General features: G+C 59.7%; 21 protein-coding genes. 8 read left to right on the top strand and 13 right to left on the bottom strand.

All coding sequences use genetic code 11. The features are described 5' to 3' along the window. The first annotated feature begins 9 nt into the window (after positions 1-9). From QD461_RS20760 to QD461_RS20745, 4 genes are all read left to right on the top strand, one after another. Positions 10-885 carry an intradiol ring-cleavage dioxygenase gene (locus QD461_RS20760; RefSeq protein ID WP_414089454.1) on the top strand — a complete coding sequence of 292 codons (876 nt, stop codon included), beginning with the start codon at positions 10-12 and terminating at the stop codon, positions 883-885. Between the two features lie 538 nt (positions 886-1,423). Beyond that, the gene (locus tag QD461_RS20755; protein ID WP_184705352.1) at positions 1,424-2,251 is read left to right on the top strand and encodes a transporter substrate-binding domain-containing protein; all 828 of its coding nucleotides are present in this window, start codon (positions 1,424-1,426) and stop codon (positions 2,249-2,251) included. A gap of 69 nt (positions 2,252-2,320) precedes the next feature. Then, positions 2,321-3,601 carry an NAD(P)/FAD-dependent oxidoreductase gene (locus QD461_RS20750; protein WP_414089453.1) on the top strand — a complete coding sequence of 427 codons (1,281 nt, stop codon included), beginning with the start codon at positions 2,321-2,323 and terminating at the stop codon, positions 3,599-3,601. Between the two features lie 125 nt (positions 3,602-3,726). After that, entirely contained in the window at positions 3,727-4,698 is a 972-nt protein-coding gene (locus tag QD461_RS20745) for an amino acid ABC transporter permease (RefSeq protein WP_414089492.1), read from the top strand. A gap of 120 nt (positions 4,699-4,818) precedes the next feature. Here the strand turns inward: QD461_RS20745 and QD461_RS20740 are convergent, their stop codons facing one another. Together QD461_RS20740 and QD461_RS20735 are read right to left on the bottom strand one after the other, a co-directional pair. Next, positions 4,819-5,631: a PfkB family carbohydrate kinase gene (locus tag QD461_RS20740; protein ID WP_414089452.1), complete on the bottom strand. Its 813-nt coding sequence runs from the start codon at positions 5,629-5,631 to the stop codon at positions 4,819-4,821. 92 nt (positions 5,632-5,723) lie between these two features. Next, a complete protein-coding gene (locus QD461_RS20735) occupies positions 5,724-6,737 on the bottom strand; it encodes an SIS domain-containing protein (protein WP_414089451.1) in 1,014 nt (337 codons plus the stop codon). Positions 6,738-6,981: 244 nt separating this feature from the next. Between QD461_RS20735 and QD461_RS20730 the strand changes: the two genes are divergently transcribed. After that, positions 6,982-7,713 (top strand): GntR family transcriptional regulator, encoded by a 732-nt coding sequence (locus QD461_RS20730; protein ID WP_414089450.1) that lies wholly within the window; start codon positions 6,982-6,984, stop codon positions 7,711-7,713. Here the strand turns inward: QD461_RS20730 and QD461_RS20725 are convergent. Further along, positions 7,694-8,023 (bottom strand): hypothetical protein, encoded by a 330-nt coding sequence (locus QD461_RS20725; RefSeq protein WP_414089449.1) that lies wholly within the window; start codon positions 8,021-8,023, stop codon positions 7,694-7,696. The two genes, QD461_RS20730 and QD461_RS20725, sit on opposite strands and share 20 nt — an antisense overlap. A gap of 375 nt (positions 8,024-8,398) precedes the next feature. Here QD461_RS20725 and dinB point away from each other — a divergent pair, with 375 nt between their 5' ends. Further along, positions 8,399-9,514, top strand: coding sequence for a DNA polymerase IV (dinB, locus tag QD461_RS20720; RefSeq protein ID WP_414089448.1), 1,116 nt, complete (start codon positions 8,399-8,401; stop codon positions 9,512-9,514). A gap of 205 nt (positions 9,515-9,719) precedes the next feature. On the opposite strand, the gene pdhA is transcribed toward dinB, so the two are convergent. Together pdhA and QD461_RS20710 are read right to left on the bottom strand one after the other, a co-directional pair. After that, complete coding sequence (pdhA, locus tag QD461_RS20715; protein ID WP_414089447.1) at positions 9,720-10,709, bottom strand: pyruvate dehydrogenase (acetyl-transferring) E1 component subunit alpha; 990 nt, start codon at positions 10,707-10,709, stop codon at positions 9,720-9,722. Between the two features lie 38 nt (positions 10,710-10,747). Then, positions 10,748-11,065, bottom strand: a complete 318-nt coding sequence (locus QD461_RS20710) for a DMT family transporter (protein WP_184705337.1) — start codon at positions 11,063-11,065, stop codon at positions 10,748-10,750. Between the two features lie 385 nt (positions 11,066-11,450). On the opposite strand from QD461_RS20710, the gene QD461_RS20705 reads away from it, so the two are divergent. Further along, complete coding sequence (locus tag QD461_RS20705) at positions 11,451-12,386, top strand: LysR family transcriptional regulator (protein ID WP_414089446.1); 936 nt, start codon at positions 11,451-11,453, stop codon at positions 12,384-12,386. Between the two features lie 66 nt (positions 12,387-12,452). Here QD461_RS20705 and gstA read toward each other — a convergent pair whose 3' ends face one another. Further along, positions 12,453-13,070 (bottom strand): glutathione transferase GstA, encoded by a 618-nt coding sequence (gstA, locus tag QD461_RS20700; RefSeq protein ID WP_414089445.1) that lies wholly within the window; start codon positions 13,068-13,070, stop codon positions 12,453-12,455. 246 nt (positions 13,071-13,316) lie between these two features. On the opposite strand from gstA, the gene QD461_RS20695 reads away from it, so the two are divergent. Further along, positions 13,317-14,708 carry a 1-deoxy-D-xylulose-5-phosphate synthase N-terminal domain-containing protein gene (locus tag QD461_RS20695; protein WP_414089444.1) on the top strand — a complete coding sequence of 464 codons (1,392 nt, stop codon included), beginning with the start codon at positions 13,317-13,319 and terminating at the stop codon, positions 14,706-14,708. Between the two features lie 103 nt (positions 14,709-14,811). Here QD461_RS20695 and QD461_RS20690 read toward each other — a convergent pair whose 3' ends face one another. From QD461_RS20690 to QD461_RS20660, 7 genes are all read right to left on the bottom strand, one after another. Then, positions 14,812-15,300, bottom strand: a complete 489-nt coding sequence (locus QD461_RS20690; protein ID WP_414089443.1) for a GlcG/HbpS family heme-binding protein — start codon at positions 15,298-15,300, stop codon at positions 14,812-14,814. Between the two features lie 97 nt (positions 15,301-15,397). Beyond that, positions 15,398-15,979 carry a response regulator transcription factor gene (locus tag QD461_RS20685; protein ID WP_414089442.1) on the bottom strand — a complete coding sequence of 194 codons (582 nt, stop codon included), beginning with the start codon at positions 15,977-15,979 and terminating at the stop codon, positions 15,398-15,400. Next, complete coding sequence (locus tag QD461_RS20680; RefSeq protein WP_414089441.1) at positions 15,976-17,487, bottom strand: sensor histidine kinase; 1,512 nt, start codon at positions 17,485-17,487, stop codon at positions 15,976-15,978. The genes QD461_RS20685 and QD461_RS20680 overlap by 4 nt, the downstream gene beginning before the upstream one ends. A gap of 139 nt (positions 17,488-17,626) precedes the next feature. Further along, entirely contained in the window at positions 17,627-18,901 is a 1,275-nt protein-coding gene (locus tag QD461_RS20675; protein ID WP_414089440.1) for a D-tagatose-bisphosphate aldolase, class II, non-catalytic subunit, read from the bottom strand. Continuing rightward, positions 18,898-19,854, bottom strand: coding sequence for a sugar kinase (locus QD461_RS20670; protein WP_414089491.1), 957 nt, complete (start codon positions 19,852-19,854; stop codon positions 18,898-18,900). Before QD461_RS20670 ends, QD461_RS20675 begins: the two co-directional genes overlap by 4 nt. Positions 19,855-19,856: 2 nt before the next feature. Then, positions 19,857-20,852 carry an ABC transporter permease gene (locus tag QD461_RS20665; protein WP_414089439.1) on the bottom strand — a complete coding sequence of 332 codons (996 nt, stop codon included), beginning with the start codon at positions 20,850-20,852 and terminating at the stop codon, positions 19,857-19,859. Next, complete coding sequence (locus QD461_RS20660; protein ID WP_414089438.1) at positions 20,849-22,393, bottom strand: sugar ABC transporter ATP-binding protein; 1,545 nt, start codon at positions 22,391-22,393, stop codon at positions 20,849-20,851. The genes QD461_RS20665 and QD461_RS20660 overlap by 4 nt, the downstream gene beginning before the upstream one ends. Between the last annotated feature and the right edge of the window lie 106 nt (positions 22,394-22,499).

Here is a 22,499-nt window from a genome sequence, read left to right as displayed (position 1 = left end):
GAACAACATATGACCGGCTATTTCACCGAAGAAAACTCCGTCGACGCCGTCAACTGCCGGATGGGGGATGCGGCCTCGCCGCGCATACAGAAGGTGATGACAAGCCTGGTTCGTCATTTGCATGATTTCGTCAAAGACGTCGAATTGACCCAGCAGGAATGGGAGATCGCCATCGACTTCCTCACGCGTACGGGCAAAACCTGCACCGATACGCGGCAGGAGTATATCCTGCTGAGCGATGTGCTCGGCCTCTCCATGCTGGTCGATGCCATTGGCAATCGCCGTCCCGCCGGTGCGACGGAGAACACTGTTTTAGGCCCGTTTTATGTAGCCGATGCGCCGGTCCGAGAGAAGGGCGAAAGCATCAGCCTGGATGGCAAGGGGGAAAGCTGCCTCTTCGAAGGGCGGGTGATCGACCTCGATGGCAACCCCGTCCAAGGCGCGATGATCGATGTGTGGTCTGATAACGCCGACGGATTTTACGACGTGCAACAGCCGGAGCTACAGCCGAAATGGAACAATCGCGGCCGCTTCGTCACGGATTCCGACGGCGCCTATAGCTTCGTTGGCATCAAGCCGGTCAGCTACCCCATTCCCGACGACGGGCCTGTCGGCGAGCTTCTTGCTGCCCTCAGCCGCCACCCTTACCGCCCGGCCCACATGCATTTCCTGGTGACAGCGTCGGGCCATCAAAAGATCGTCACGCATATTTTCACAGGCGGTGATGCCTATCTCGAATCCGATGCCGTCTTCGGCGTCAAATCTTCGTTGATCGCCGACTTCGAGCGCAGCGAAGGCTTAAACAAGTGGCACGCCTCTTTCGACTTTGTCATGGTGCCGGAGGATCTGTTGGCTCCTAAGGCATCCAGTGCGGTGAACGGCTGAGCATCCGCAAAACAAGATAACTATAGATCAGACATGCCGCTCAGTCCGCGGGTGGCCAAATTCTCGAGGGGTCAGCGCTCACCCGCAAGTCCTTCATCATGACCTCATATTGCAAAGAACAGTCCACCATTGCGGTAAGGCCTCGTGCCCGTCTCAACGCGCCCGCAGGGCTTCAAGCCGGCGGCCTTTTCAGCAAAGCGCGATCAATCCGTTCGGCGCCCATATCCCTGGATGTTCCCGGCGTCTGCCGAGTTTTTTGATGCCGCCCCTCTTCATTTAGTCCCGCAATCGAAGCCACAACCCATCCATTGATGCACCAAAAGACATAAACTCGTCTGACAGCTTGCCTCGATGATCTTCACGACTTTGCTGATGAGTTATGCCGCCGAGGACAGTTATGCCCGGAATTCATTAGTTACTTCCGAGCTATCATTAACTTTCCGAGACAGGACTCTTGACACCCCGCGCCTGATGCAATCTAGTTCAGTTGTCAGACATCTTACATAAGGTGGAACAAGTGTCTGGCATTGGAGGATCTATGAACAATTTCTTGAAAGGTATGGCGATCGCTGCGGCGGCGTTCGCCATGGTATCCGTTGCGCACGCCGGTACAACACTTGACCGCGTCTTGTCGAAAAAGAGCATGGTGGTTGCGACGAATAGCGGTTGGCCGCCGCAGAGCTTTCTTGATGACAACAACCAAATGGTTGGATTTGATATCGACGTCTCCCGGGAGATCGGCAAGCGCCTGGGCGTCGAAGTCAGTTTCCAGACGCCTGAATGGGCAACCCTTACGGGCGGTCACTGGCAAGGGCGCTATGATGTCGGCGTCGGCTCCGTTACGCCCACCAAGTCGCGTGCTCAGGTCATCGACTTTGCTGGCATCTACTACTACAGCCCCTATGTCTACGTCGTACACAAGGACAGCCCGCTGAAGACCGTTGCCGATCTCAACGGCAAGGTTATCGGCGTCGAGACTGCGACGACCTCGGAAGATTTCATTCGCCGCAATCTGCAGATCGATGCACCCGGCCTGCCGCCGGTCCAATATAAGGTCGAGCCCGGCGAAGTCCGCACCTTTGCCGACTCCATGCTGCCGTTTGACGATCTGCGCCTCGGCCCAGGCGTACGTCTCGATGCCGTCATAGCACCGGAACAGACAGCCCAGAACGCCATCAAGAATGGCTATCCGCTGCGCGTCATCGCGGGCGAATATGCCTTCCGCGAACCGCTCGTCATCATTGCGGAAAAAGGCGATGCGGAATGGACTGCCAAGGTCGGCGAGATCATCAAGCAGATGAAGGCAGACGGCACGCTCGGGACGCTTACCAAAAAGTGGTATGGCGCCGACTATAGCGTCGACTGATCGCAAATGGGTCGGGGCGGCGCCTTGCCCTGACCTGCCTCCTTTGCAGATTACCTTGAAAGAGCGACCATGTCGTACCCTGATACCTACTATCGCCGGACAATGACCGAAGCGAGCGACCGCCCGTCGCTCAACGGCTCCACAGAATGCGACACGGTCATTATCGGCGGCGGCCTTGCCGGATTGACAACCGCATTGCAGCTCGCGCGCGCCAAATTGGCGGTGGTTGTTTTGGAGGCAGAATCTATCGGCTTCGGTGCATCCGGCCGCAACGGCGGCTTCGTCAGTGCCGGCTTTGCGACGGACAGTTCCGCAATCGCACGCGTTACCGGCGCGGAAAGGGCAAAGGCTATCCATCGTCTCTCGATCGAAGGTGTCGATTTCGTGCGCGACACCATCCGGGATCTCAATATCACCGACGCCAGGCCGACACCCGGCATTATCAGTGCCTTGCGGTATGATGGCGGCGATAGCCTGAAAAGATACGCCGAGGAAATGAACCGCGATTTCGGCAGCGACCTCGAATACATGGACCGCAGCCAGATCCGCACCATTCTGAAATCCAATCGCTATTTCCAGGCGCTGCGCAGCCCGAAATCCTTCCATATCCATCCGTTGAACTATCTGCGGGCGATGGCCCGCGAAATCGAGCGACTGGGCGGGCGGATTTATGAAAACTCTGCAGCAACCGACTGCCAGCTTTCCGGCCCGGAAAAAATCGTGCGAACGACGCATGGCCATGTGAAGGCACGGCGGGTCGTGCTGACGACAGGCGGCTATACCGGCCCCTTGGTCGGCAAGCTCAAGCGCTCCTTCCTGCCGATTGCCACCTACGTCATGATCTCGGAGGAAAACCCCGAGCTGATCGCCACGGCAATCGCGACAAGCAGCGCAATCGGTGACAATCGCCGGGCGGGCGACTATTACCGCGTCGTCGATGATGGCAAACGCCTTCTCTGGGGCGGGCGCATCACCACGCGCGCAGCCTCGCCTGCGGCATTGGCTCGAGAGCTGCGCCGCGAGATGACAGGCACCTACCCGCAGCTCTCCGACCTCAAAACCGAACTCGCCTGGTCCGGCCTTATGTCTTATGCCCGTCACCTTATGCCACAAATCGGCGAGATGATGCCGGGCGTCTGGCACTGCACGGCCTTTGGCGGCCATGGCCTCAACACGACGGCGATGGGCGGAAAGATCGTGGCCGAGGGCATTCTTGGACAATCCGATCGCTATCGCCTGTTTCAGCCCTTCGGTCTCGTATGGGCGGGCGGGGTTGCCGGACTTGCGGCAGCGCAGCTCACCTATTGGAAACTGCAGGCACAAGACTGGTGGCGTGAAAGAGCCGCCTAGGGCAGCTCCAGGAAAAGTGCGCAGCGGCTTTCCGTCCGGAATTGCGAGGAAATAAAGAGCTGGAACGGTTCAGCCTTTCCATCAAAAGCTGAACCGTTCCAGGAAGATCATCAAGGGGAACGATGGTGCTTGGAAGACTGATTTTGAACTATCCGGACGCGGCCCGGCGAACCGGGCTGCTCATCATGCTGACGCTGATGACGGCGGTCCTCTACACGCTCGGAATAAGTTCCGCCTGGATCGGCAAGCTTGTGCCCATGACGCTGGGCTGGCTGACGGACAGTCCGCAGGCGAGCCGCCTCGTCTCGGCCGTGCTCATCTCCCTGATCATTGCCGTCAACATCAAGCTTCTAAGGCTCCTGCCGCGCAGTCAGCAGATCGTCGGCGTCTGGATGGAGCTGCTCATTCTGCTGATGCTCTTCTTCTATACCTTCGATCTCTCCTACGCCTTCATCGCAAAGAAGATTGGCTTCCTGATCTCGCAAGGCGTGGTGACAACGCTTTACATCTCCGCGATCTCGATCGTCATCGCCACCGCCATAGCCCTTGCCGGAGCGATCGCGAAGCTCTCGCGGAATGGCGTCGTCTATGGCCTGGCGACGTTCTACACCTCGCTCTTCCGCGGCCTGCCGCTTCTGATGCAGATCTACATCATCTATCTCGGCCTGCCGCAGGTGGGCTATGTCATCAGCGCCATACCGGCCGGCATTCTGGCTCTTTCCCTCTGCTATGGCGCGTATATGACCGAGATTTTCCGGGCCGGCATCGAAAGCATTCCGCGCGGCCAATCCGAGGGTGCAACGGCTCTCGGGCTCAGCCCGAACCAAACGATGTTCCTGGTGATCCTGCCGCAGGCAATGCGTGTCATCATCCCGCCGACGGGCAATCAGTTCATCGCCATGCTGAAGGATTCCTCGCTGGTCTCGGTCGTCGGCGTCTGGGAGATCATGTATCTGGCGCGTACCCAGGGCCAGACGGAGTTCCGCCACATCGAAATGCTCATCACGGCGTCGATGATCTACTGGATCCTGTCCATGGCGCTCGAATTCCTTCAGTCCCGCATCGAAGAGCGATTTGGTCGTTTCAACGCGCGATAATTTCCTACTGCTGGCTCCAGGGCGTTTCCGTGATTTGAAGAATGACGGGAACGCCCTGAGCGCTGCCACGGTGCGCCCCAGTCTTCAAACCGGCTTGGTACCATATGCCGCTAGCATGGGTTAAAGCAGCGATGGTTGCTGCGGGAAGCCGCCGACATGGGTGCAGGTGATTGCCGCGCAGTCGCGTCCGGCCTCCATGCATGCCGCCAGCGGCCTGGAAGCGATGAAAGCAGCCAGAAAGCCTGCGATAAAGCTGTCTCCCGCCCCTGTCGTATCGACGACTTGCACCCTTGCAATATCGATTTCAGCCCTTTCGGACCGATGTGAGGCAATTGCTCCCTCCGCCCCGCAGGTCACGACAGCGCAGCGCGCACCGCCTTCGAGCATATCGCGAAGCATGGTTTCCGCCCTTTTGCCGCGCGCGCCCGCGGACGCAAACGCGACCGATAGCCCTTCGACGCCCAGATTTTCCAGGCTTGCATTGACGGAAATATCCTGGGACACGCTGACGCCCCGTGCAGCCAACCGGCGGCGCAAGGCGCCGCCATCATCCATCCAGCCGATATGGACATGATCGACCGCCTCCAGGACGGCGAGATCGCTTTCGCTCGGCCGGTAGCCGGCGCAGACACCGAACTCCTCAAAGACCATGATCCGGTCACCCACGGGCGTCTGCTCGATGTCAGTATAGGCGGTCAGGCCTGGGCAAATGCGAAGACGAGCGGTTTCGACGCCATTTGCTTCGAGTGTTTGCCTCGTCCGTACGCCGTCCGCATCCTCGCCTACCGCCCCGAAATAAGCGGCCGATTGACCGAGCCGGGCGAGCTGTACAGCGACGTTCACGGCATTGCCGCCGACAAGCGACTGGCTTACCGGCGGCAAAAATCGATCGATGCAATTATCTCCGACACTTGCAAATCGGAACCGCGGCATTCATCCCCCCAAGAAAATCCTTGTCTTCAAGACAACGGACCGCCGCAAGTGCCTCCAACACCTGCGGCGGTCTTCCCTCTTGCCACAATGGCTCAATAGGCAACACGCTTATAGTAACGACGGGTGGTCAACGGATGATTTCGCAAGACCTCGAGATGGGCGCTGATGCGCTCCAGCACGGTTGCAAGCAGCACGGGCGAAATCAACGCGCGAACCTCGGCCGATATTCCCGGCAATGCGAAGTCGGCCGTATCCAGAACCGTCAGCTTCTGCGTATAGTTGGGCACGAAATTCTGAACCCGCTCGGCCAATGGGCGGTAGGCGTCCTCGCCCTTGAACAGGATAACGCTGACCTCTTTATCAACCAATTCAAGCGTACCGTGGAAAAAGTCGGACGCGTGAACGGGACGCGTGCGGATCCACTGCATCTCTTCCAGGATGCACATGCCGTAATAGAATGCTTCGGGCCAGACGTTTCCGGCGCCGATGATGATGTGATAATCGGACGCCGCAAGAGCCCTGGCATAGGCCTCTGCCTTGCCCTCAAAAGCGCGCTTTACCTCAAGCAGCAGCCTGGGTAGCGTCGCCAGTTCGCCGAGAATGCCGTCGTAGTTCGAAATCTCGCCGCGATGCTTCATGATCGACAGTGCGATGATGAGCGACTGCAGATAGAAGGACTCGCAGGACGTATCGTCTTCGGCGAAGTTGACGAATACGTGGTCGCCACCCTTGCCGAGTGGCGTCTCTTGATGCCCCACCAACGTCAGGACCGTGGCACCGATCTCCTTGAGCTTCGAAAGCAGCGCGACGCTTTCCTTTGTCGTGCCAGAAAGCGACGGCATGACAACGATGGATTTGGCTGTCAGGTTTACCGATGACGAAATAAACAGCTCGGCTGTCAGGTCAATGAACGCAGGAAAGCGCGAGTTGCGCTGCAGCAGCTGGGCAGCCGGCTGCATGAGAATCGCGGCGCCGCCGGTTCCCAGGAAAAATACGTTCTGCGCGCCGGCGGCCAGGCAGGTGCCTATCACGTGATCGAGGCGCTGTGCCAGCACCAAAGCGCCGGACTGGATACGCAGAAATCGTTCTTCGTCAAAATTCAGCATGGAACTCTCTCGGTTGGTGACGTCGCGCGGACGCACTCGGTGATGACCTTCGCCCATCAAGCAAAGTTGTAAGACAACTGACATCATTGAATTTACCTGTCAAGACGCCCAAGCGACGGCTGACCCTGTTTTCAAGGCTCAGTTGCCGAGCTGGAAAGGCGCTCACCTCCAGAGCCACCTCTTGACCAATTCATATTTGTCAGACAAGACGATAGTTGAGTGAAAGAGTTTGGAGAGGCATGATTTGAACGAGTCTATTCGCGATACGCGCACCATCGTGATCCAGCTTCGCGACCGTATCGCCGACCTCATTCAAAGCGAAGGATTGCGGCCCGGCGAGAAATTGCCGACCGAAGCCCAGCTGACGCAGCGCTTCAACGTATCCCGACCAGCCTTGCGCGAGGCGCTGAAATTGCTCGAGCAGGAAGGCGATATCTATGTGGAACATGGCCGCGGCCGCTTCGTCTCCGCGATTTCAGCCGTGCATGTCGACCGCCCGATTACCGTCTTCGAAAGCGTCACCGACATGACGCATGCCTATGGCTATACGACCGTAAACAAGGTGCTGTCGATTTCGGAAGAGGTGCCTGACGCGACGATTGCCAAGCATTTGCAGCTCGAAGACAAGGAAACCGTCATTCGGCTCGAGCGGCTACGCCTCGAAAACGATAATCCGATCATGTATTGCCTGGATTATGTGCCGCGCAGCATCGTCCCTGCCCGACTTTACGATGTCGACTGGAGCGGATCTCTGCTATCGCTGCTGGAGCAGTACAGGCACCGCCCGAGAATGTCATCCGCCTCCGTCAGCGCGGTCATGCTGCCTCAAAGCGTGGCCGAGCGCCACGATCTCAAAGACTTCGGTCCTGCCCTTCTCATCACCGAAACCTGCTTCAACGATGCCGGCATTCCGGTGATTTATGCCATCGATTATCATCGTGGCAGTCACTTTACCTTTAGCCTGGTGCGCAAATAGGTTCCGGCCGCGCCGGTAGAATAGGGCTGAAGCCCAGCACGAAATCTAAAACCTTCGCTGAAGACATTTCGCATGGCTTGAGGACAGCTTTTTCGTCGGAGAGAAAATAGAGATTGAAGCTGACGATATCCGTCGCGCCGAGTTCTTCACCGTAGAGCCACAGTCTTTTGCCGTCAGCGGACCGCTTGACGGTAGCGCCCCACGGACGGCCCTGAAAATATCCCTCTGTATAGCCATCGGGCAGCTGGGCAAGGGCACGTTCGAACTGCCGGAAGTCGAGAGGCAGCAGTTCTCTGGTACCTTTCGTCACGCGGCTAGACATTCGTCGCATATGCCGCAGCCATCATCGTCCATCCTCGACGCCGACCGCCTTCTGCGACAGCAAAGACAGGTCTTAGCATCAGCCCGCGTTTCCTCACCACGCTCGGGCGGAAGGATCTCCATATATAGATCTGGAAGCGAATCGGATTTGAAATGGCCCATATTGAGGCTCCGTGAGGGGGACAGCCAAGAGATAGGAAGCCTCGCGCACATCACAAGGTGGTGGTGGCGACACGTATGACGCAGCGCCGTTTTCAAAGTCGCCCCTTGTGTCGCAACGACGGTTTGATATCGCCTTCAAGAATGGTATGTTCCTCTTTTGTTTCGCCCCCCCAGAGCAGAAGAGTCGCACGGAATTTGCAACGTGAATACTGAGACCGCCGCCACGGATATAAACACGAGCCGTGTTCGAAAAATCATCCACGTCGACATGGATGCGTTTTACGCCTCGGTCGAGCAGCGGGACAATCCCGAACTCCGCGGCAAGCCGCTCGCGGTCGGTGGGTCAGCAGCACGCGGCGTGGTGGCGGCGGCAAGCTATGAGGCCCGCGCCTTCGGGGTCCACTCCGCCATGCCGTCGGTCACTGCGAAGCGCAAATGCCCGGACCTGATCTTCGTGCCGCCGCGTTTTGAGGTCTACAGGGCTGTGTCTCAGCAGATCCGCGAGATTTTTGCGGAATATACCCCGCTTATCGAGCCCCTTTCGCTCGATGAGGCCTATCTCGATGTCACCGAAAACCTGAAGGGCATGCAGATTGCCACCGAGATCGCGCTGGAAATCCGGACGAAAATCAAGCAGGTCACGGGGCTCAATGCTTCGGCAGGCATTTCATACAACAAGTTCCTCGCCAAGATGGCGAGCGATCTCAACAAGCCGAATGGCCAGGCGGTGATAACGCCGAAAAACGGCCCGGCCTTCGTCGAGACGCTTCCCGTCAAGAAATTCCACGGCGTCGGTCCGGCAACCGCCGAGCGCATGCGCAAATACGGTATCGAGACGGGGCTCGATCTGAAATCGAAATCCCTCGCCTTTCTGCAGGAGCATTTCGGCAAGTCGGGACCATATTTCTACGGGATTGCCCGCGGCATCGACGAACGCCAGGTCAAAGCCAACCGCATCCGAAAATCCATTGGTGCGGAAGATACCTTTGTCGAAGATATCAGCGATCTCGCACTGGCGACAGCGGAACTGCAGCCGCTCGCGCAAAAGGTCTGGCGTTACTGCGAGGCAGGCGGCATTGGCGCCAAGACGGTGACCGTGAAGATCAAATATTCGGACTTCACCCAAGCGACTCGTAGCCGGACAAGTGCCCTGCCGGTCGCTGGTGTGGACGAGGTTCTCGAGGCGGCCTCCTCGCTTCTGGCAACCGTCTACCCGTTCAAGCGACCCGTTCGTCTGCTCGGCGTCACGCTCTCCTCTCTGACCAACGAGGAAGCAGCGGACGATCAATCCCAGCCTCAGCTCGACCTCGGCATCTGAGGGACAGGATCGCCCTCAGACCTTGCACTCCGAGGAATTTGGAGCGAACCGCATGCGTCCAGCCATTCCGGGCTCTTTCATACAGAAAATACGTGCATGAAGGAGCCTGCATTCCTGGAATGCCAAACTGGCTCAATGACCTGAAGGTTCCCGCGAGGGTACTATCGCCGGATGCTCATCTGATCGGCTGGACGGCGGTGCAATCCTAGGCGTAGACATCGGTATAGAGCTCCGACGAAGCCGGCGCCGGATTGGCCTTGGCAAAATCGACCACCTCCGCGACAACCTCCTTGATTTCCTGCTCGATGAGCTTGAGGTCGCTTTCTGTGGCGTGGCCATCTTCGAGAATGCGAGCGCGTGAACGGGCGATCGGGTCGTTCTCATTCTTGACCTTCTCTACTTCCTCGCGAGAACGGTACTTCGCCGGATCCGACATCGAATGCCCACGATAGCGGTAGGTCAGCATTTCGAGAATGAACGGCCCCTCCCCAGTACGGGCATGTTCAACGGCCTTCGCTCCTGCGGCGCGAACGGCACGGACGTCCATTGCGTCGACTTGCTCGCCCGGCACGTTGAACGATAGGCCGCGCTGGGACAAATTGAGGTTTGCCGAGGCGCGCTCAATGCTCGTTCCCATGCCGTAGTGATTGTTCTCGATGACATAGACGACCGGCAGGCTCCAGATTTTCGCCATATTGAAGCTCTCATAGACCTGCCCCTGGTTGGATGCCCCATCGCCGAAATAGGTCAGACAGACACGATCATTGCCACGATATTTGTTGGCGAAGGCAAGGCCGGTGCCGAGAGACGCCTGTGCGCCGACGATGCCATGGCCGCCGTAAAAACCCAGATCCGGCGCGAAGATATGCATCGAGCCGCCCTTGCCCTTAGACGCCCCTGCCATGCGGCCGGTCAGTTCGGCCAGCATTGCCTTGGGATCCATGCCCGCCATCAATGCATGTCCATGGTCACGATAGGCGGTAATGACCTGATCTCCCTCACCAATCGTCATCTGCATGCCAACGACAACCGCCTCCTGGCCGATGTAGAGATGACAAAATCCGGCAATCAAACCCTCGCCATACATTTGACCGCAGCGCTCCTCGAAGCGGCGGATCAGCAGCATGTCGCGGAAGGCCTTCAATTCCTCGGCTTTGGAGAGGACGAAATTCGGGTCGGCATTCAGCTTGGCCATGGTATTTCCTTACTATTGGGATGAGCAGGCGCCGGGCCTCAAGTGCTCGAGAGCTTGAGACCAACGATCCCGCTGAGAGTGACGGCGATCCAGAAGAGCCGGAAGAAAGTCGCAGGCTCACGGAAGATCACGATACCGACAACGATGGACCCGACCGCGCCTATGCCGGTCCAGACCGCATAGGCTGTCCCGATCGGCAAGACCTGAAGGGCTCTGCCGAGGGCGTAAATGAAGGCGGCGAGCAGGACGAAGGAGAGGATGGACCAAGTCAATCGGCTGTAGCCATCCGCCATCTTCACGCTGATGGCCCAGCATACGTCGAGAACGCCTGAGACGACCAACAATGTCCACGCCATCCCCGTTCCCATGCCCGCCATCATCCTTCGTTGTCGTTTCCGGTCATACCTTGCAAACGCGAAGCTGCGCTGGCTGTGGCACACATTTCGATGATAGGGGCGCTACAGGCGCTATGCCCGTTGTGGTTTGGCAAGCGGATATTTCCGTTTGGCAATCGCAGCGATAAAAGCGGTGTCGATGTTTGCGCGCTTGCTGCTATCAAGCCGATATGGCGCAAGGCTCTGTCCCGCGACCGCTTGCGGTTCGGCAAGACTGCCTTGCGTTTTTACAATGCAAACCGTGCATTTCGAAGAGTAAATTGCATTGGAGCGAGCTTGGACCGGGATTTCGGGTGTCATTGAGCTTGCCGAATTGCAATGCAAAATATTGAAATGGCAACTAGATGTGCGAGGCAGCAAGGGCGTGACGGATTGGAACGAATTCAGGATTGTGCTGGCGATAGGCCGAGCCGGGTCTCTTGTTGGGGCGGCAAGAGACCTTGGCCATGACCACTCGACGGTCTTTCGTTGGCTGAACGCCCTGGAAAAGCGCAGAGGGGTACAGCTGTTTGATCGGGCATCTAGCCAGTACGTGCCGACGGAAGCCGGCTTGCAGATGGTGACGGCCGCTGAGCGGCTGGAGGCGGAGATCCTGGCGCTCGACCGGTCGATTACCGGACAGGACACTCGGCTGTCCGGCAAGCTGAAGATCACCTCATCCGAAACGTTGGCTTATCGCATTCTCAACGAAGTGCTTGCGGGCTTCCGCCGCGAGCATGACGGAATAGAACTGGAACTCCTCGTCGACAATCGACAGCTCGATCTTCTCCGGCGCGAGGCCGATATCGCCATTCGTGCGACACGTCCGCATGAGGGGGAACTCTTCGGACGCAAGATAGCCGCCACACCCTGGACCTTCTATGGGAGCAGCCTCTATCTTGCCGACCGGGAGCGCCCCACGGATATCGACTCTCTTTCCGACCATGTCGTGATCGGCTGGGACAGCGGCGCCGTCGCGGCAGCGTCCAAGTGGCTGACGGAAAATATTCCATCCCGCGCCTTTGCATATCGCTCGAGTAGCCTCATCAACCAGCTCATGGCGGTGAAAGCGGGCCTCGGTCTAGCCCTCCTGCCGTGCTATCTCGGCGATCTCGAACCCGATATCGAACGGGTTCAGGAACCACTCCCCGAACTCACCCGAGAATTGTGGCTGATCACACACAGGGATCTGCGCAACACCGCGCGGGTGCGAGCCTTCTTCGACCATGTCGGGGGCGGGCTGCTGGCACGCCGCGCGCTGTTGGAGGGAGAGCACGGCAAAACTCTGGCCGCCACTGATTGAGCGAAGGCGGCCCGTGCCCACGCGGAACACCCGACGGGCACTCTCAGCGCGCCCCAAGGCCACTCGCTATTTGCGCAAGCCCTCGGCAACAAGCGTCGCATGCACGCTCGGGCGCTCGGCGACCCTTGAGAGATAGCGCATCAGATGTGGCCAAGCGTCGAGATCGATACCGCGCCCGTTCGACCAGTTCATGATCGTGAAGCAATAGGCATCGGCGATACTGAAGCGGTCGCCGACGAGATAGTCATGACGCGCGAGATGAGTTTCGAGGATGTCGAAACGGGGCTTCAGTCTTTCCCTGGCAACGTCGGCGGCCTGCGCGCCATATTCGGGATGGAACAACCACGGACTGAAGGTCTTGTGCAGCTCGGAGCTGATGAAGGTCAGCCACTCCTGCAAGCGGTAGCGATCGAAGCTGTCTTGCGCCGGCGCCAGCATCGCTTCCGGCTTCCGGTCGGCAAGATACAGCAGGATCGCGACGCCTTCGGTGAGAACTTGTCCGTCATCGAGTTCCAATATCGGCACCAGGCCCTTTGCACTCACGGACTTGAGATCACGGCCATCTTCGACGCGATGCGGCTCGCTGCGAATGTTCACTCCTATCAAGTCTAGGGAAATACCGGCCTCCACGGCGCTGATGTGGGCGGCCATCGAGCAGACGCCCGGCGCATAATAGAGCTTCACTTGCTTCCTCCTTTGTCCGGTTTCACTTCCAGAAGATAGGCGCCCCTTTAGGAGAAAGCCGGTTGGAAGCTGACAAGCCGGGTTTGCCGGACGGCAACGCATGCAAGCGAGACGCGGCATGGGCGCTTTCGCTACACAGGGCGATCCCGCCCGCCTCGATATGGCCGGGTAAAGGTGAGCACAGTCACAAGCTCGTGACGTGAGGCGGTGTGAGCATCAGCGCAAAGGACGGACACGATCGGTAGAATGAGCAGAGAACCAGAACGTACTGCAACACCATTGCTGGACCGGATCGGGACCCCTCGGGATCTCTGGAACCTTTCAATCGAGCAGCTGCAACATCTGGCGAACGAACTGCGCACTGAGACGATCGACGTGGTCTCGCAGACGGGAGGCCATCTCGGTTCGTCGCTTGCGGCCGTAGAACTGACGGTGGCGCTGCATGCCGTCCTCCACACGCCGCACGACCGGCTCATCTGGGATGTCGGGCACCAAGCCTACCCGCACAAGATTCTGACCGGTCGGCGGAACCGGATGCGAACGATCCGCCAGCGCGACGGCCTGGCGGGGTTCACCAGCCGTAGCGAGAGCGAATACGATCCTTTTGGCGCAGGCCATTCCTCCACATCGATCTCAGCAGGCCTCGGCATGGCGGTCGCCCGCGATCTGCTGGCCGCAGAAGGTTCCGGCAAAGATCGGACCATTGTCTGCGTGATTGGTGACGGCGCCATGAGCGCGGGCATGGCCTATGAAGCGATGAACAATGCCGGCGCGATGAAAGCGCGTATGATCGTGATCCTCAATGATAACGAAATGTCCATTGCACCGCCGACCGGTGCGATGAGCGGCTACCTCTCGCGCCTCATCAGCAGCCGGCAATTTCTGACGTTCCGCGATCTCGGCTTGAAACTCGCCGGCCAGATATCGTCGCACCTCGAACGTGGGATACGGCGAACCGAAGAATTAGCGCGAAGCCTGATGACGGGGTCGACACTATTCGACGAACTCGGATTCTACTATGTCGGGCCTGTCGATGGACATGATCTTCACCAGCTCATCCCCCTCCTGCGCCATGTGCGCGAGGCGGAACTCATCCACATGGTTCGGACAGCGCGGCAGATTGACGACCGTCCGAGCGCGATCCGCTATCCCCGCGGCCCCGGCACGGGAGCACTGCAACCGGCGAGAGCGGAAGCGCTGACCATAGGCCGCGGACGAATCCTGAGAGAAGGAACTTCCGCTGCGATCCTGTCGCTCGGCACGCGCCTTGCGGATGCCCTGGAGGCCGCACGTGTACTCGAAGGATTGGGGCTATCCGTCACGGTCGCCGACGCGCGCTTCGCCAAGCCGCTGGATGTCGAACTCATCACCCGTCTGGCAAGACACCACCCCATATTGGTGACCGTCGAAGAGGGCGCCGCTGGCGGCTTTGGTGCGGCCGTCATGCATTGCCTGACATGGGAAGGCTTGATGGATCGCGGGCTCGTTTTCCGGGCAATGACCCTGCCCGATCGCTTCATCGATCACGACAGCCAGGAGGGGCAGATTACGACAGCAAAACTGACAGCCGCCGATATTGTCGAAACCATTCGCCACTGCCTGGAGAAGTTATCCGGCCGGAGTGACAAGCGCATTTGAGCGGCCGGGAGCGACACAGCCATGCCGCAAGCGATGCCGCCGCCGACGGCAAAAGCGCCCGCAGATGCGTTTGCGGGCGCTTCGAGACATTTCAGGCGAGACCTTACTTCAGGCGATCGGCGAATTTGTCGAGCGCCTTGGTGGCGCAGGCTTCGTCGAAATTACCACCCGGCGCCCCGCCGACGCCAATAGCGCCGATCGTGTCCTTGCCGACCTTTACCGGCACGCCGCCAGCGAGGACCAGGAAGCCAGGGATATCGGCCAGACCGGCGGCAGCCGGGTTCTTCTGGACTGTCTCGACCATGCCGCTGGTCGGATTGCGCGAGGAGGCGGAGGTATAAGCCTTGGCCGTAGCGGCATTGGCGGTATGGGCACCGGCATTTTCAGCCCGGACCAGTGCCAGCAGAATGCCGGAGCGGTCGGTGACAGCCGCAGCAACGTTATAGCCGTCGGCTGCGCAAGCCGAAACGGCAGCCTGGGCGAGATCAACCGCAAATGCAGTTCCGAGGCTGGTCTGCTTGACGGTATTGTCCGCGAAGGCCGGAGCAGCGACCGCGGTGGCAAGGGCGAGCGAAAGCAGGACTTTTTTCATTTCGGGGATCTCCAAAGCGTTGTGTTTCCTGAAGGGAGATCTAGCTGTTGCGGCGGCTTGCCGGAATTCGCACGGCCACGGAGACATATCGGTAGAACTACCGATGTGCGGCAAGCCATATGCGTGTTTGCTCGGCCACCGCGGGCGTGCCGAGCTTCATGGCGATGCTCGCACGATGGCTGTCCACCGTGCGGACGGACACGTCGAGCGTCGCTGCGATCTCCTTGCTGCCCAAGCCTTTCGAGACCAGTTCGATGACCTCGCGTTCGCGGGCCGTGAGCTGATCCAGCAGCCGGCCGGTCTCCTCACGCACCAGGAGTTCGGCAAGCTGCGCTTCGCAGGAAGCAATCGCCTCGATCAGCACATGCTCGTCGACGGGCTTGACGAGGAAATCCGCTACTCCGGCCTTGAAGGCGCGGCGACAAGCCTCGACGTCACCGTGACCGGTGATCATGATCGCCGGCCAGTCGATATTCATCTCCGCCAGTTTCTTCATGAGTTGCAGCCCGCTGATTGCCGGCATGCGCAGATCGAGGATCAATATGCCAGGCTTGGCCTTGTCGAGATGGGCAAGCAGATGTGCCGCATCCGGAAAGGCGGTGACATTCTTGCCATAGGTGGAAAGCAGGAGCGTGAGCGCTTCGCGCACCGAAGCGTCGTCGTCGACGAGATAGATCATGCGGCCCCTCCGGCTGGCAGGCGAATGGTAAAGCAGGCGCCGCCATCGTTGCGTACTTCAATGGTGCCGTCGACCTTTTCGATCAATCGGATGCAGAGGGGCAAACCGAGCCCCATGCCATCCGGCTTGGTGGTGAAAAACGGCTCGAAGATGCGGTCGAGTAGCGCAGGGTCGATCCCCGGCCCGTTGTCGGCGATGACGATGACCGCCTGGCCGTTCTGCGAGCCAGCCTTGAGCGTTATGCGCGCGCCCGGTTGACCGGCAACCGCATCGGCAGCATTGCGAATGAGGTTGTGGATGACCTGCTGAAACGAGATGACATCAATCGCGACGATGCAGGGAGCCTCGGCTATCGTAACGTCGAGCGTGATCGCCTGTTGTGCCAAATCCGTCTCGACAAGGCGCAACGCGCCATGCAGCGCCTCGGACAGTGCCACTCTTTCGATCCGCGCCTCTGCGCCGGAGATATAGGCGCGCATGCGGCCGAGGATATCGCCCGCCCGCTTCGCCTCACGGATATTGGCATCCAGAGCCTGCTCAAGAATATCCGCGCGGTCCAAGGTCAGCGCACGCCGCGCGGCCTGGCTTTGGCTCAGCATGGCGGCGACAGGCTGGGTGAGTTCATGGGCAATGCCCGACGCCATTTCGCCAAGCGCGTTGACGCGGCCGGCATGGGCGAGCCGTGTCTCCTGCTCCAGAAGTGTAGCGCGAAGCTCCTGCCGCCTCTTCTCCCGGCGGGTATTACGATACTGCACGCCAAACCACACCACAGCGGCCGATCCCAGCACCAGAGGAAGCACCAGACGGAAGGGAAAGAGTTCGCCAAGACTGAAACCCTCGCTGATCGATAGATGCAGCGGCTGTCCCGGATTGCCGGCGGAAAGGCTGCTCTTCACGTCCACAATCGAAGCCTGGTCCGAAACTCTGCTGAAGAGCACGGTGTCGCCGAGCGACAGGCTGACCGAGTATCCAGACGGCAGGCTGTCTGTGGCGAAGAGCGCCGCGGCGTTGATGCGCAGGCGCAGCAACCGGCCGGCTTCGACGAGCTTGTATATGTCGTAGGCGTGGTGTTCGGGGATTGGCCGAACGGCCGTCTCTCCGGGCTTGCCGAGCTTCGGCAGGTCGCGGGTCGACAGATCCGTTTCCTTCGCCGGCCCCTGGGCTCTGCCATAGGCGATGACGTGGGCATTTGCGCCGTCAATGCGGATCGTCGCGATATCGGCGACGCGGGGATAGAATGCGGTTATCGACTCGGCAAGTCCCTGAACGCCCGCCGACGGCTCGGTTGGCGACATACGGATCACAGCGGCGAGCGCGGTCATATGGGCATCGTGCTGCGCCAGCTTTTCGGCCAGAAAAGTATCCGTTCCTCGCGTCCAGTCGGAAAGCTCGGCAACTCCGGATCTATACTGAACGGCCGCCAGCAGCGCGACGGCAAGCGCCGCTGTTGCCAGCCAGAGCACAAGGGGCCTGAAGGGAATGGCCATCGAGCTTGAAGGATGTCTCATCGTGTCGTGGGCGGCCTCAAAGCGGCAGCAGCGCGTCCTGTTTGCTTTCGGAGGGCTTATTCACCACGACTGGAAGGGAACCCGCAACCGCGAAATGCGGCCGGCGGCTCCCCGATGCATAGACTTACCTCAATTGGCGTCAGATCGTCGCCCGATTATAGGTGCGGATGACGTTCCGGATGGCCTCTAACGCCAACGGGCGCGCCTTCGCTTCCACCGTGCCGGCAGCGACGGCCGGATAGAGCGCGCCGAGATACTGACTGACCAGCGTCTCCGGCAATTCTCGGTCGCCGAGCCTTTGAAACAAGCCCTCGACAAGCGCGGCAGCAGCGGGATGCGGCCAGTAGTAGCGAATGCGGTCGCTATAGGAGAAATGTCGCTGAATGCGCAGTTCCGCCTCGTTGCCATGATAATATTTCTGCCAGTTCTTCGGCTCTGCGAGCAAAAGAGCTTCCATGCCCTGCCGCAAGGTTTCCGGTCCGTTATCAAGAACCGCAGCGATCTGATCGAGACCGTAGAGCGCTTCGCGCAGTGCGAAGGTTAGGCCGGGACCAACCTTGAGAATGGCAAAGCCGTCCTCGACGAGCCCGCGCAGGGCTGAAGCCGGCTGGTAGTCGGTCGAATGCGCTTCGAAAACGAACTGCGGCATACGGGCCAGAACATTGCTGAGATCGCAGGCGGCGGCACGGTCGTAGACCACCACATTCTCATTGCCGAATTCGACGCCCGGCTGCACAACGACGCCGATGGCGCGAGCGAAGGCGCTTTCGAGGCCAACAGCGGCGAAGGCGCGGCGATGCACCTCGACGGTTTCCAGCGCAGCTTCCGGGCTGGTCAGCTCCAGATGGTCGAGCGCTTCCATGGCGCCGCCGGGGATCGGCACTTCCGTACCGACGATATAGACAGGCAAGTCAAAGCCTGATTCCGCTGCCGCTTTCTCCGCTACCAATGCAAGACGCGCGGCGCGTTCGGCGGTTACCGCATCCGACAAGGCCACCGGCTCGCCGGCGCAGCCCATCGAGGTATCTAGATGGATCTTTGTGAAGCCGGCGCGCACGAAGGCGTCCATCATCATTTCGGAGCGCTGCATCGCCTCTTCTGCCGGCAGATGCTTCCACGGGTTAGGGCCGAGATGGTCGCCACCTAAGATAAGTCGGCGCGTATCGAAGCCGACGTGCGCGGCGATTTCTTCCACAAAGCGGCGGAAGTCGGCAGGCGTCATGCCGGTATAGCCGCCCTCCTGGTTGACCTGATTGCAGGTGGCTTCGATCAGCACATCCATCTCGGTCGCAAGTCCCTCCAGGAAGGCGGCCTCAATGACCAGCGGATGGGCCGAGCAAATGGAAGCAATGCCACGCCGTTCACCCGCCGCATAGCGGGCAGGAAGTGTGCTGAGGGTCTTGGTGCTGCTCATGACGATACTCCGGAAAGATTGCGGGCGGCGAGGAAGGCTTCGATCTCAGCCATGCTGGAAGTGCCTTCCATCGGGCCTTTGACGCCGACGGCGCGTGCGCCGGTGGCATTGGCAATAACGAGGGCCTTGTCGGCGGCCATACCGCGCAACCAGCAGGTGACAAAGGCCGCACCAAAACTGTCGCCGGCGCCGGTCGGATCGACTTCTTCAACCTTGAAGGCCGGAGCCATAGTCTCGCCGGAAGCATCGAAATAACTAGCGCCCTCGGCGCCGCGCTTGATGACGACGGCCTTGATGCCCCGCGCAAGCAATTCTGCAACGGCCGCCTTTTCTTCCGTTGCCTGGGTAAAGAGAAAGATCTCTGCACCACTCGGCATGAAGAGGTCAGTATTCTCAAGCGCATGGCCGAGCGCCTCGCGCATGCCCGGCAGCTCCAGCATTTCCTTGCGGATATTGGGATCGAAAGAGACCGTACCGCCCTTCGCCTTGATGCGCCTGGTCGCCTGGTGAATGGCCTCGACGATGCCGTCGGAGAAGAGCGCGGAGCCCATGATGTGCAGGTGATCTGCAGTCTCGACCAACGCTTCGGCTTGTGGCGTCAAGCCAATGGCAGAGCAGGCGCTGTGCTTGATGTTGAAAATGAAATCGCGGTTGCCGTCCTGCCGGTAACGCACGAAGGCGCTGCCGGTCGCCGCGGTCGGATGTACCGCGATGGCAGAAACATCCGCGCCGTCGTTGCGCAAGCGTTCGACATTAAGCACACCAAAATCATCATTGCCGACGGCGCTGACGATGCCGCAGGGCTGGCCGAGCTTGGCCGCCTGGTCGATGAAAATTGCCGGAGCGCCCGAAGCGAAAGGCCCGATCAGCGGGATAGCGGACAGGAAACCGTTGCCCGTTTCGACCGCCATGATCTCGACGACGATCTCGCCAATGGTGATGATCTTCTTCATGCTCACGTCCGTACCGCCTTGCTGCGCACGTCGAGCCAGACGGCGATGAGAATGACCAGGCCCTTGACGATGAGCTGGTAGAAATAGGGCACCGACAGCATGTTCATGCCGTTGTTGATAACGCCGATGATCAATGCGCCGAGAATGGTGCCAACCATCGTGCCAACGCCGCCGGCAAGCGAGGTGCCGCCAAGCACGACAGCCGCAATGGCGTCGAGCTCGTAGCCCATGCCGGAATTGGTCTGTGCCGAGGACAGGCGCGAAGAGAGCAGAATGCCGCTGATCGCCGCCATCACGCCCGAAATCATGAAGACGATGATCTTGATGCGATCGACGCGAATGCCGGAATAAACGGCTGCCTCGCGGTTGCCGCCGGAAAGATAGACCTGCCGACCGAAAATCGACTTCGACAGGACAATGTGGTTAATCGCGAAGAGCACGGCCATGATCCAGATGATGATCGGAAGCCCGAGGAAGCTTTCCGAGCCGATGGCGAGCCATGCATCGTTGTCGATCATGGCCGGAGCGCCGTTGGTCGGCAGGCTAACGACACCGCGATAGATCCCCATGCTCGCCACGGTCACGATGAACGACGGCAGCATCAGCTTGGCAGAGAGCGCCCCGTTCAAGCCTCCCATGATAGCGCCGGCCACCAATGTCAGCAGAACGGTCGGCAAGAAGCCGAAGCCCATGGCGAAAGCCTGTGCCGCCACCATGCCGGCAACCGCGATGATCGAGCCGATCGAAAGATCGATATCGCCAAGCAGGATGACATAGGTCATGCCATAAGCGGCAACGGCAACAACCGCCACCTGCTGCATGATGTTCATGAAGTTGTTGAACGCGAGGAAGCGCGGGTTCAACACCGAGAAGACAATGCAAAGCACGGCAAGCGAAATGATGATGCCGCCATACTGGCGCACCACCGGCGACTGGAAGAACGAGGGGCGGGCCTGGGTGTCGGCGCCCCTTCCCTGCGTAGTCTGAACATTGCTCATGCGTGCATCCCCGCTGCATAGGTCATAACGGTTTCGGGTGTCAGGCCTTCGGCATCGAGCACGGCTGCCAGGCCTCTGTTGTGCATCACGACGACGCGGTCGCTGAGGCCGAGTACCTCGGGCAGTTCCGAGGAAACCATCAGGATCGCGGCGCCTTCGGCGGCAAGCTCGCGGATGATGCGGTAGATTTCGAATTTTGCGCCGACATCGACGCCGCGTGTCGGTTCGTCGAGGATCAGCACGCGTGGCCTGATCTGCAGCCATTTGGCAAGCACGATCTTCTGCTGATTGCCGCCGCTGAGCGAGCCGGCAGTCGTGTCGATCGAGGCGGCCTTGATCGCGAGGCGCAGGACTTCTGTCTTGGCGGCGGCACGCTCGGCGCTACCGCGCATCAGGCCGAAGGGACCGGCGAGCTGCTTCAGCGCCACCATGTTGACGTTGCGCTCGACGCTGTGCGCGAGCACAAGGCCTTCTTCCTTGCGATTTTCCGTCACGAAGGCGATACCGTTGCGGATCGCCTCCGAGGGAGAGGCGAGTGTCAACGGCTTGCCGTCAAGGAGGATCTGCCCTTCCGGGCGCTCCATGCCAAAGAGCGCCTTCATGATGTCGGACCGACCGGAGCCGATCAGGCCAAAAAGACCGACGACTTCGCCAGGCTTCACATCGATGGAGACATCGTGGAACTTCCCCGGGACCGTGAGGTTTTTCGTCGCCAGGACGGGTGCAACACTCTCGGCCGGACGCGGTGCCACGCGAGGCGGGTAAATATCCTGCATTTCGCGGCCGACCATCAGCGCGATCAGCTTGTCGATGCTGGTCTCGTTCTTCTCCGTCGTGGTAACGTATTCGCCGTCGCGAATGACGGTAATATCGTCGGAGAGCCGCATGATTTCTTCCATGCGGTGCGAGATGTAGATGATCGCCTTGCCGCGCGCCTTCAACCGCTCGATGATCGAGAACAGGATTTCCGCCTCGCTATCGGAAAGCGACGATGTCGGCTCGTCGAGGATGACCACGTCCGCAGGCAGGCTGAGGCCTTTGGCAATTTCGACGAGTTGGCGCTGCGCGATGGAGAGGTCGCCCACCTTGGCATGCACATCGACCGGAAGGCCGAGATCTTCGATCAGCGCTTCGGCCTTGGTGACGAGTACGCGATCACGAACGAATCCAAAGCGGCTCGGCTCGTGGCTGGCAAAAATGTTCTGCGCGACGGATAGATTTCGGCAGAGGCTAAGCTCCTGAAAGACAATCGAAATGCCGTGAGCACGAGCGTCGCGCGGGTTCTGCGGCTGGTAGGCCTTGCCTGACAGCAAGATCTCGCCCGAGGTCGGCTTGTAGACGCCCGCGAGGATCTTCATCAGTGTTGATTTGCCAGCACCGTTTTCACCCAACAGCGTGTGCACGCGGCCACGGCGAACTCTAAGGTTCATGCGCTTCAACGCCTGCACGGCACCAAAGGACTTGGCGACGTCGCGGATCTCCAGCACTGTTCCCGTGCCTCGCGACGCTTCTTCCTGTATGGCTGCATTGCTTTGTGTCACGCATGATCCTCCGTGGCCGCCCGCATCGGTAGCAGCAAGCACGGCCATTGGCGAATGAACGAATAAGATGGACTACGGTCCAGGCCGCAGACAACAGATAGCCGCC

This window comes from Rhizobium sp. BR 314 (assembly GCF_047445805.1).
GTDB classification, from domain to species: Bacteria; Pseudomonadota; Alphaproteobacteria; order Rhizobiales; family Rhizobiaceae; genus Rhizobium; species Rhizobium lusitanum_B.
The sequence above is the reverse complement of the archived record's forward strand: the minus strand, read 5'-3'. Positions and strand labels throughout refer to the sequence as shown.

What these genes read in the sequence shown, in the direction of transcription:
- QD461_RS20755 (WP_184705352.1), top strand. Translation starts at nt 1,424, where the DNA reads ATGAACAATTTCTTGAAAGGTATGGCGATCGCTGCGGCGGCGTTCGCC.
- pdhA (WP_414089447.1), bottom strand. Translation starts at nt 10,709, where the DNA reads ATGGCCAAGCTGAATGCCGACCCGAATTTCGTCCTCTCCAAAGCCGAG.
- QD461_RS20740 (WP_414089452.1), bottom strand. Translation starts at nt 5,631, where the DNA reads ATGCCGCGGTTCCGATTTGCAAGTGTCGGAGATAATTGCATCGATCGA.
- QD461_RS20670 (WP_414089491.1), bottom strand. Translation starts at nt 19,854, where the DNA reads ATGAAGAAGATCATCACCATTGGCGAGATCGTCGTCGAGATCATGGCG.
- QD461_RS20680 (WP_414089441.1), bottom strand. Translation starts at nt 17,487, where the DNA reads ATGAGACATCCTTCAAGCTCGATGGCCATTCCCTTCAGGCCCCTTGTG.
- QD461_RS20690 (WP_414089443.1), bottom strand. Translation starts at nt 15,300, where the DNA reads ATGAAAAAAGTCCTGCTTTCGCTCGCCCTTGCCACCGCGGTCGCTGCT.
- QD461_RS20710 (WP_184705337.1), bottom strand. Translation starts at nt 11,065, where the DNA reads ATGGCGTGGACATTGTTGGTCGTCTCAGGCGTTCTCGACGTATGCTGG.
- QD461_RS20665 (WP_414089439.1), bottom strand. Translation starts at nt 20,852, where the DNA reads ATGAGCAATGTTCAGACTACGCAGGGAAGGGGCGCCGACACCCAGGCC.
- QD461_RS20685 (WP_414089442.1), bottom strand. Translation starts at nt 15,979, where the DNA reads ATGATCTATCTCGTCGACGACGACGCTTCGGTGCGCGAAGCGCTCACG.
- QD461_RS20675 (WP_414089440.1), bottom strand. Translation starts at nt 18,901, where the DNA reads ATGAGCAGCACCAAGACCCTCAGCACACTTCCTGCCCGCTATGCGGCG.
- QD461_RS20750 (WP_414089453.1), top strand. Translation starts at nt 2,321, where the DNA reads ATGTCGTACCCTGATACCTACTATCGCCGGACAATGACCGAAGCGAGC.
- QD461_RS20695 (WP_414089444.1), top strand. Translation starts at nt 13,317, where the DNA reads ATGAGCAGAGAACCAGAACGTACTGCAACACCATTGCTGGACCGGATC.
- QD461_RS20735 (WP_414089451.1), bottom strand. Translation starts at nt 6,737, where the DNA reads ATGCTGAATTTTGACGAAGAACGATTTCTGCGTATCCAGTCCGGCGCT.
- QD461_RS20760 (WP_414089454.1), top strand. Translation starts at nt 10, where the DNA reads ATGACCGGCTATTTCACCGAAGAAAACTCCGTCGACGCCGTCAACTGC.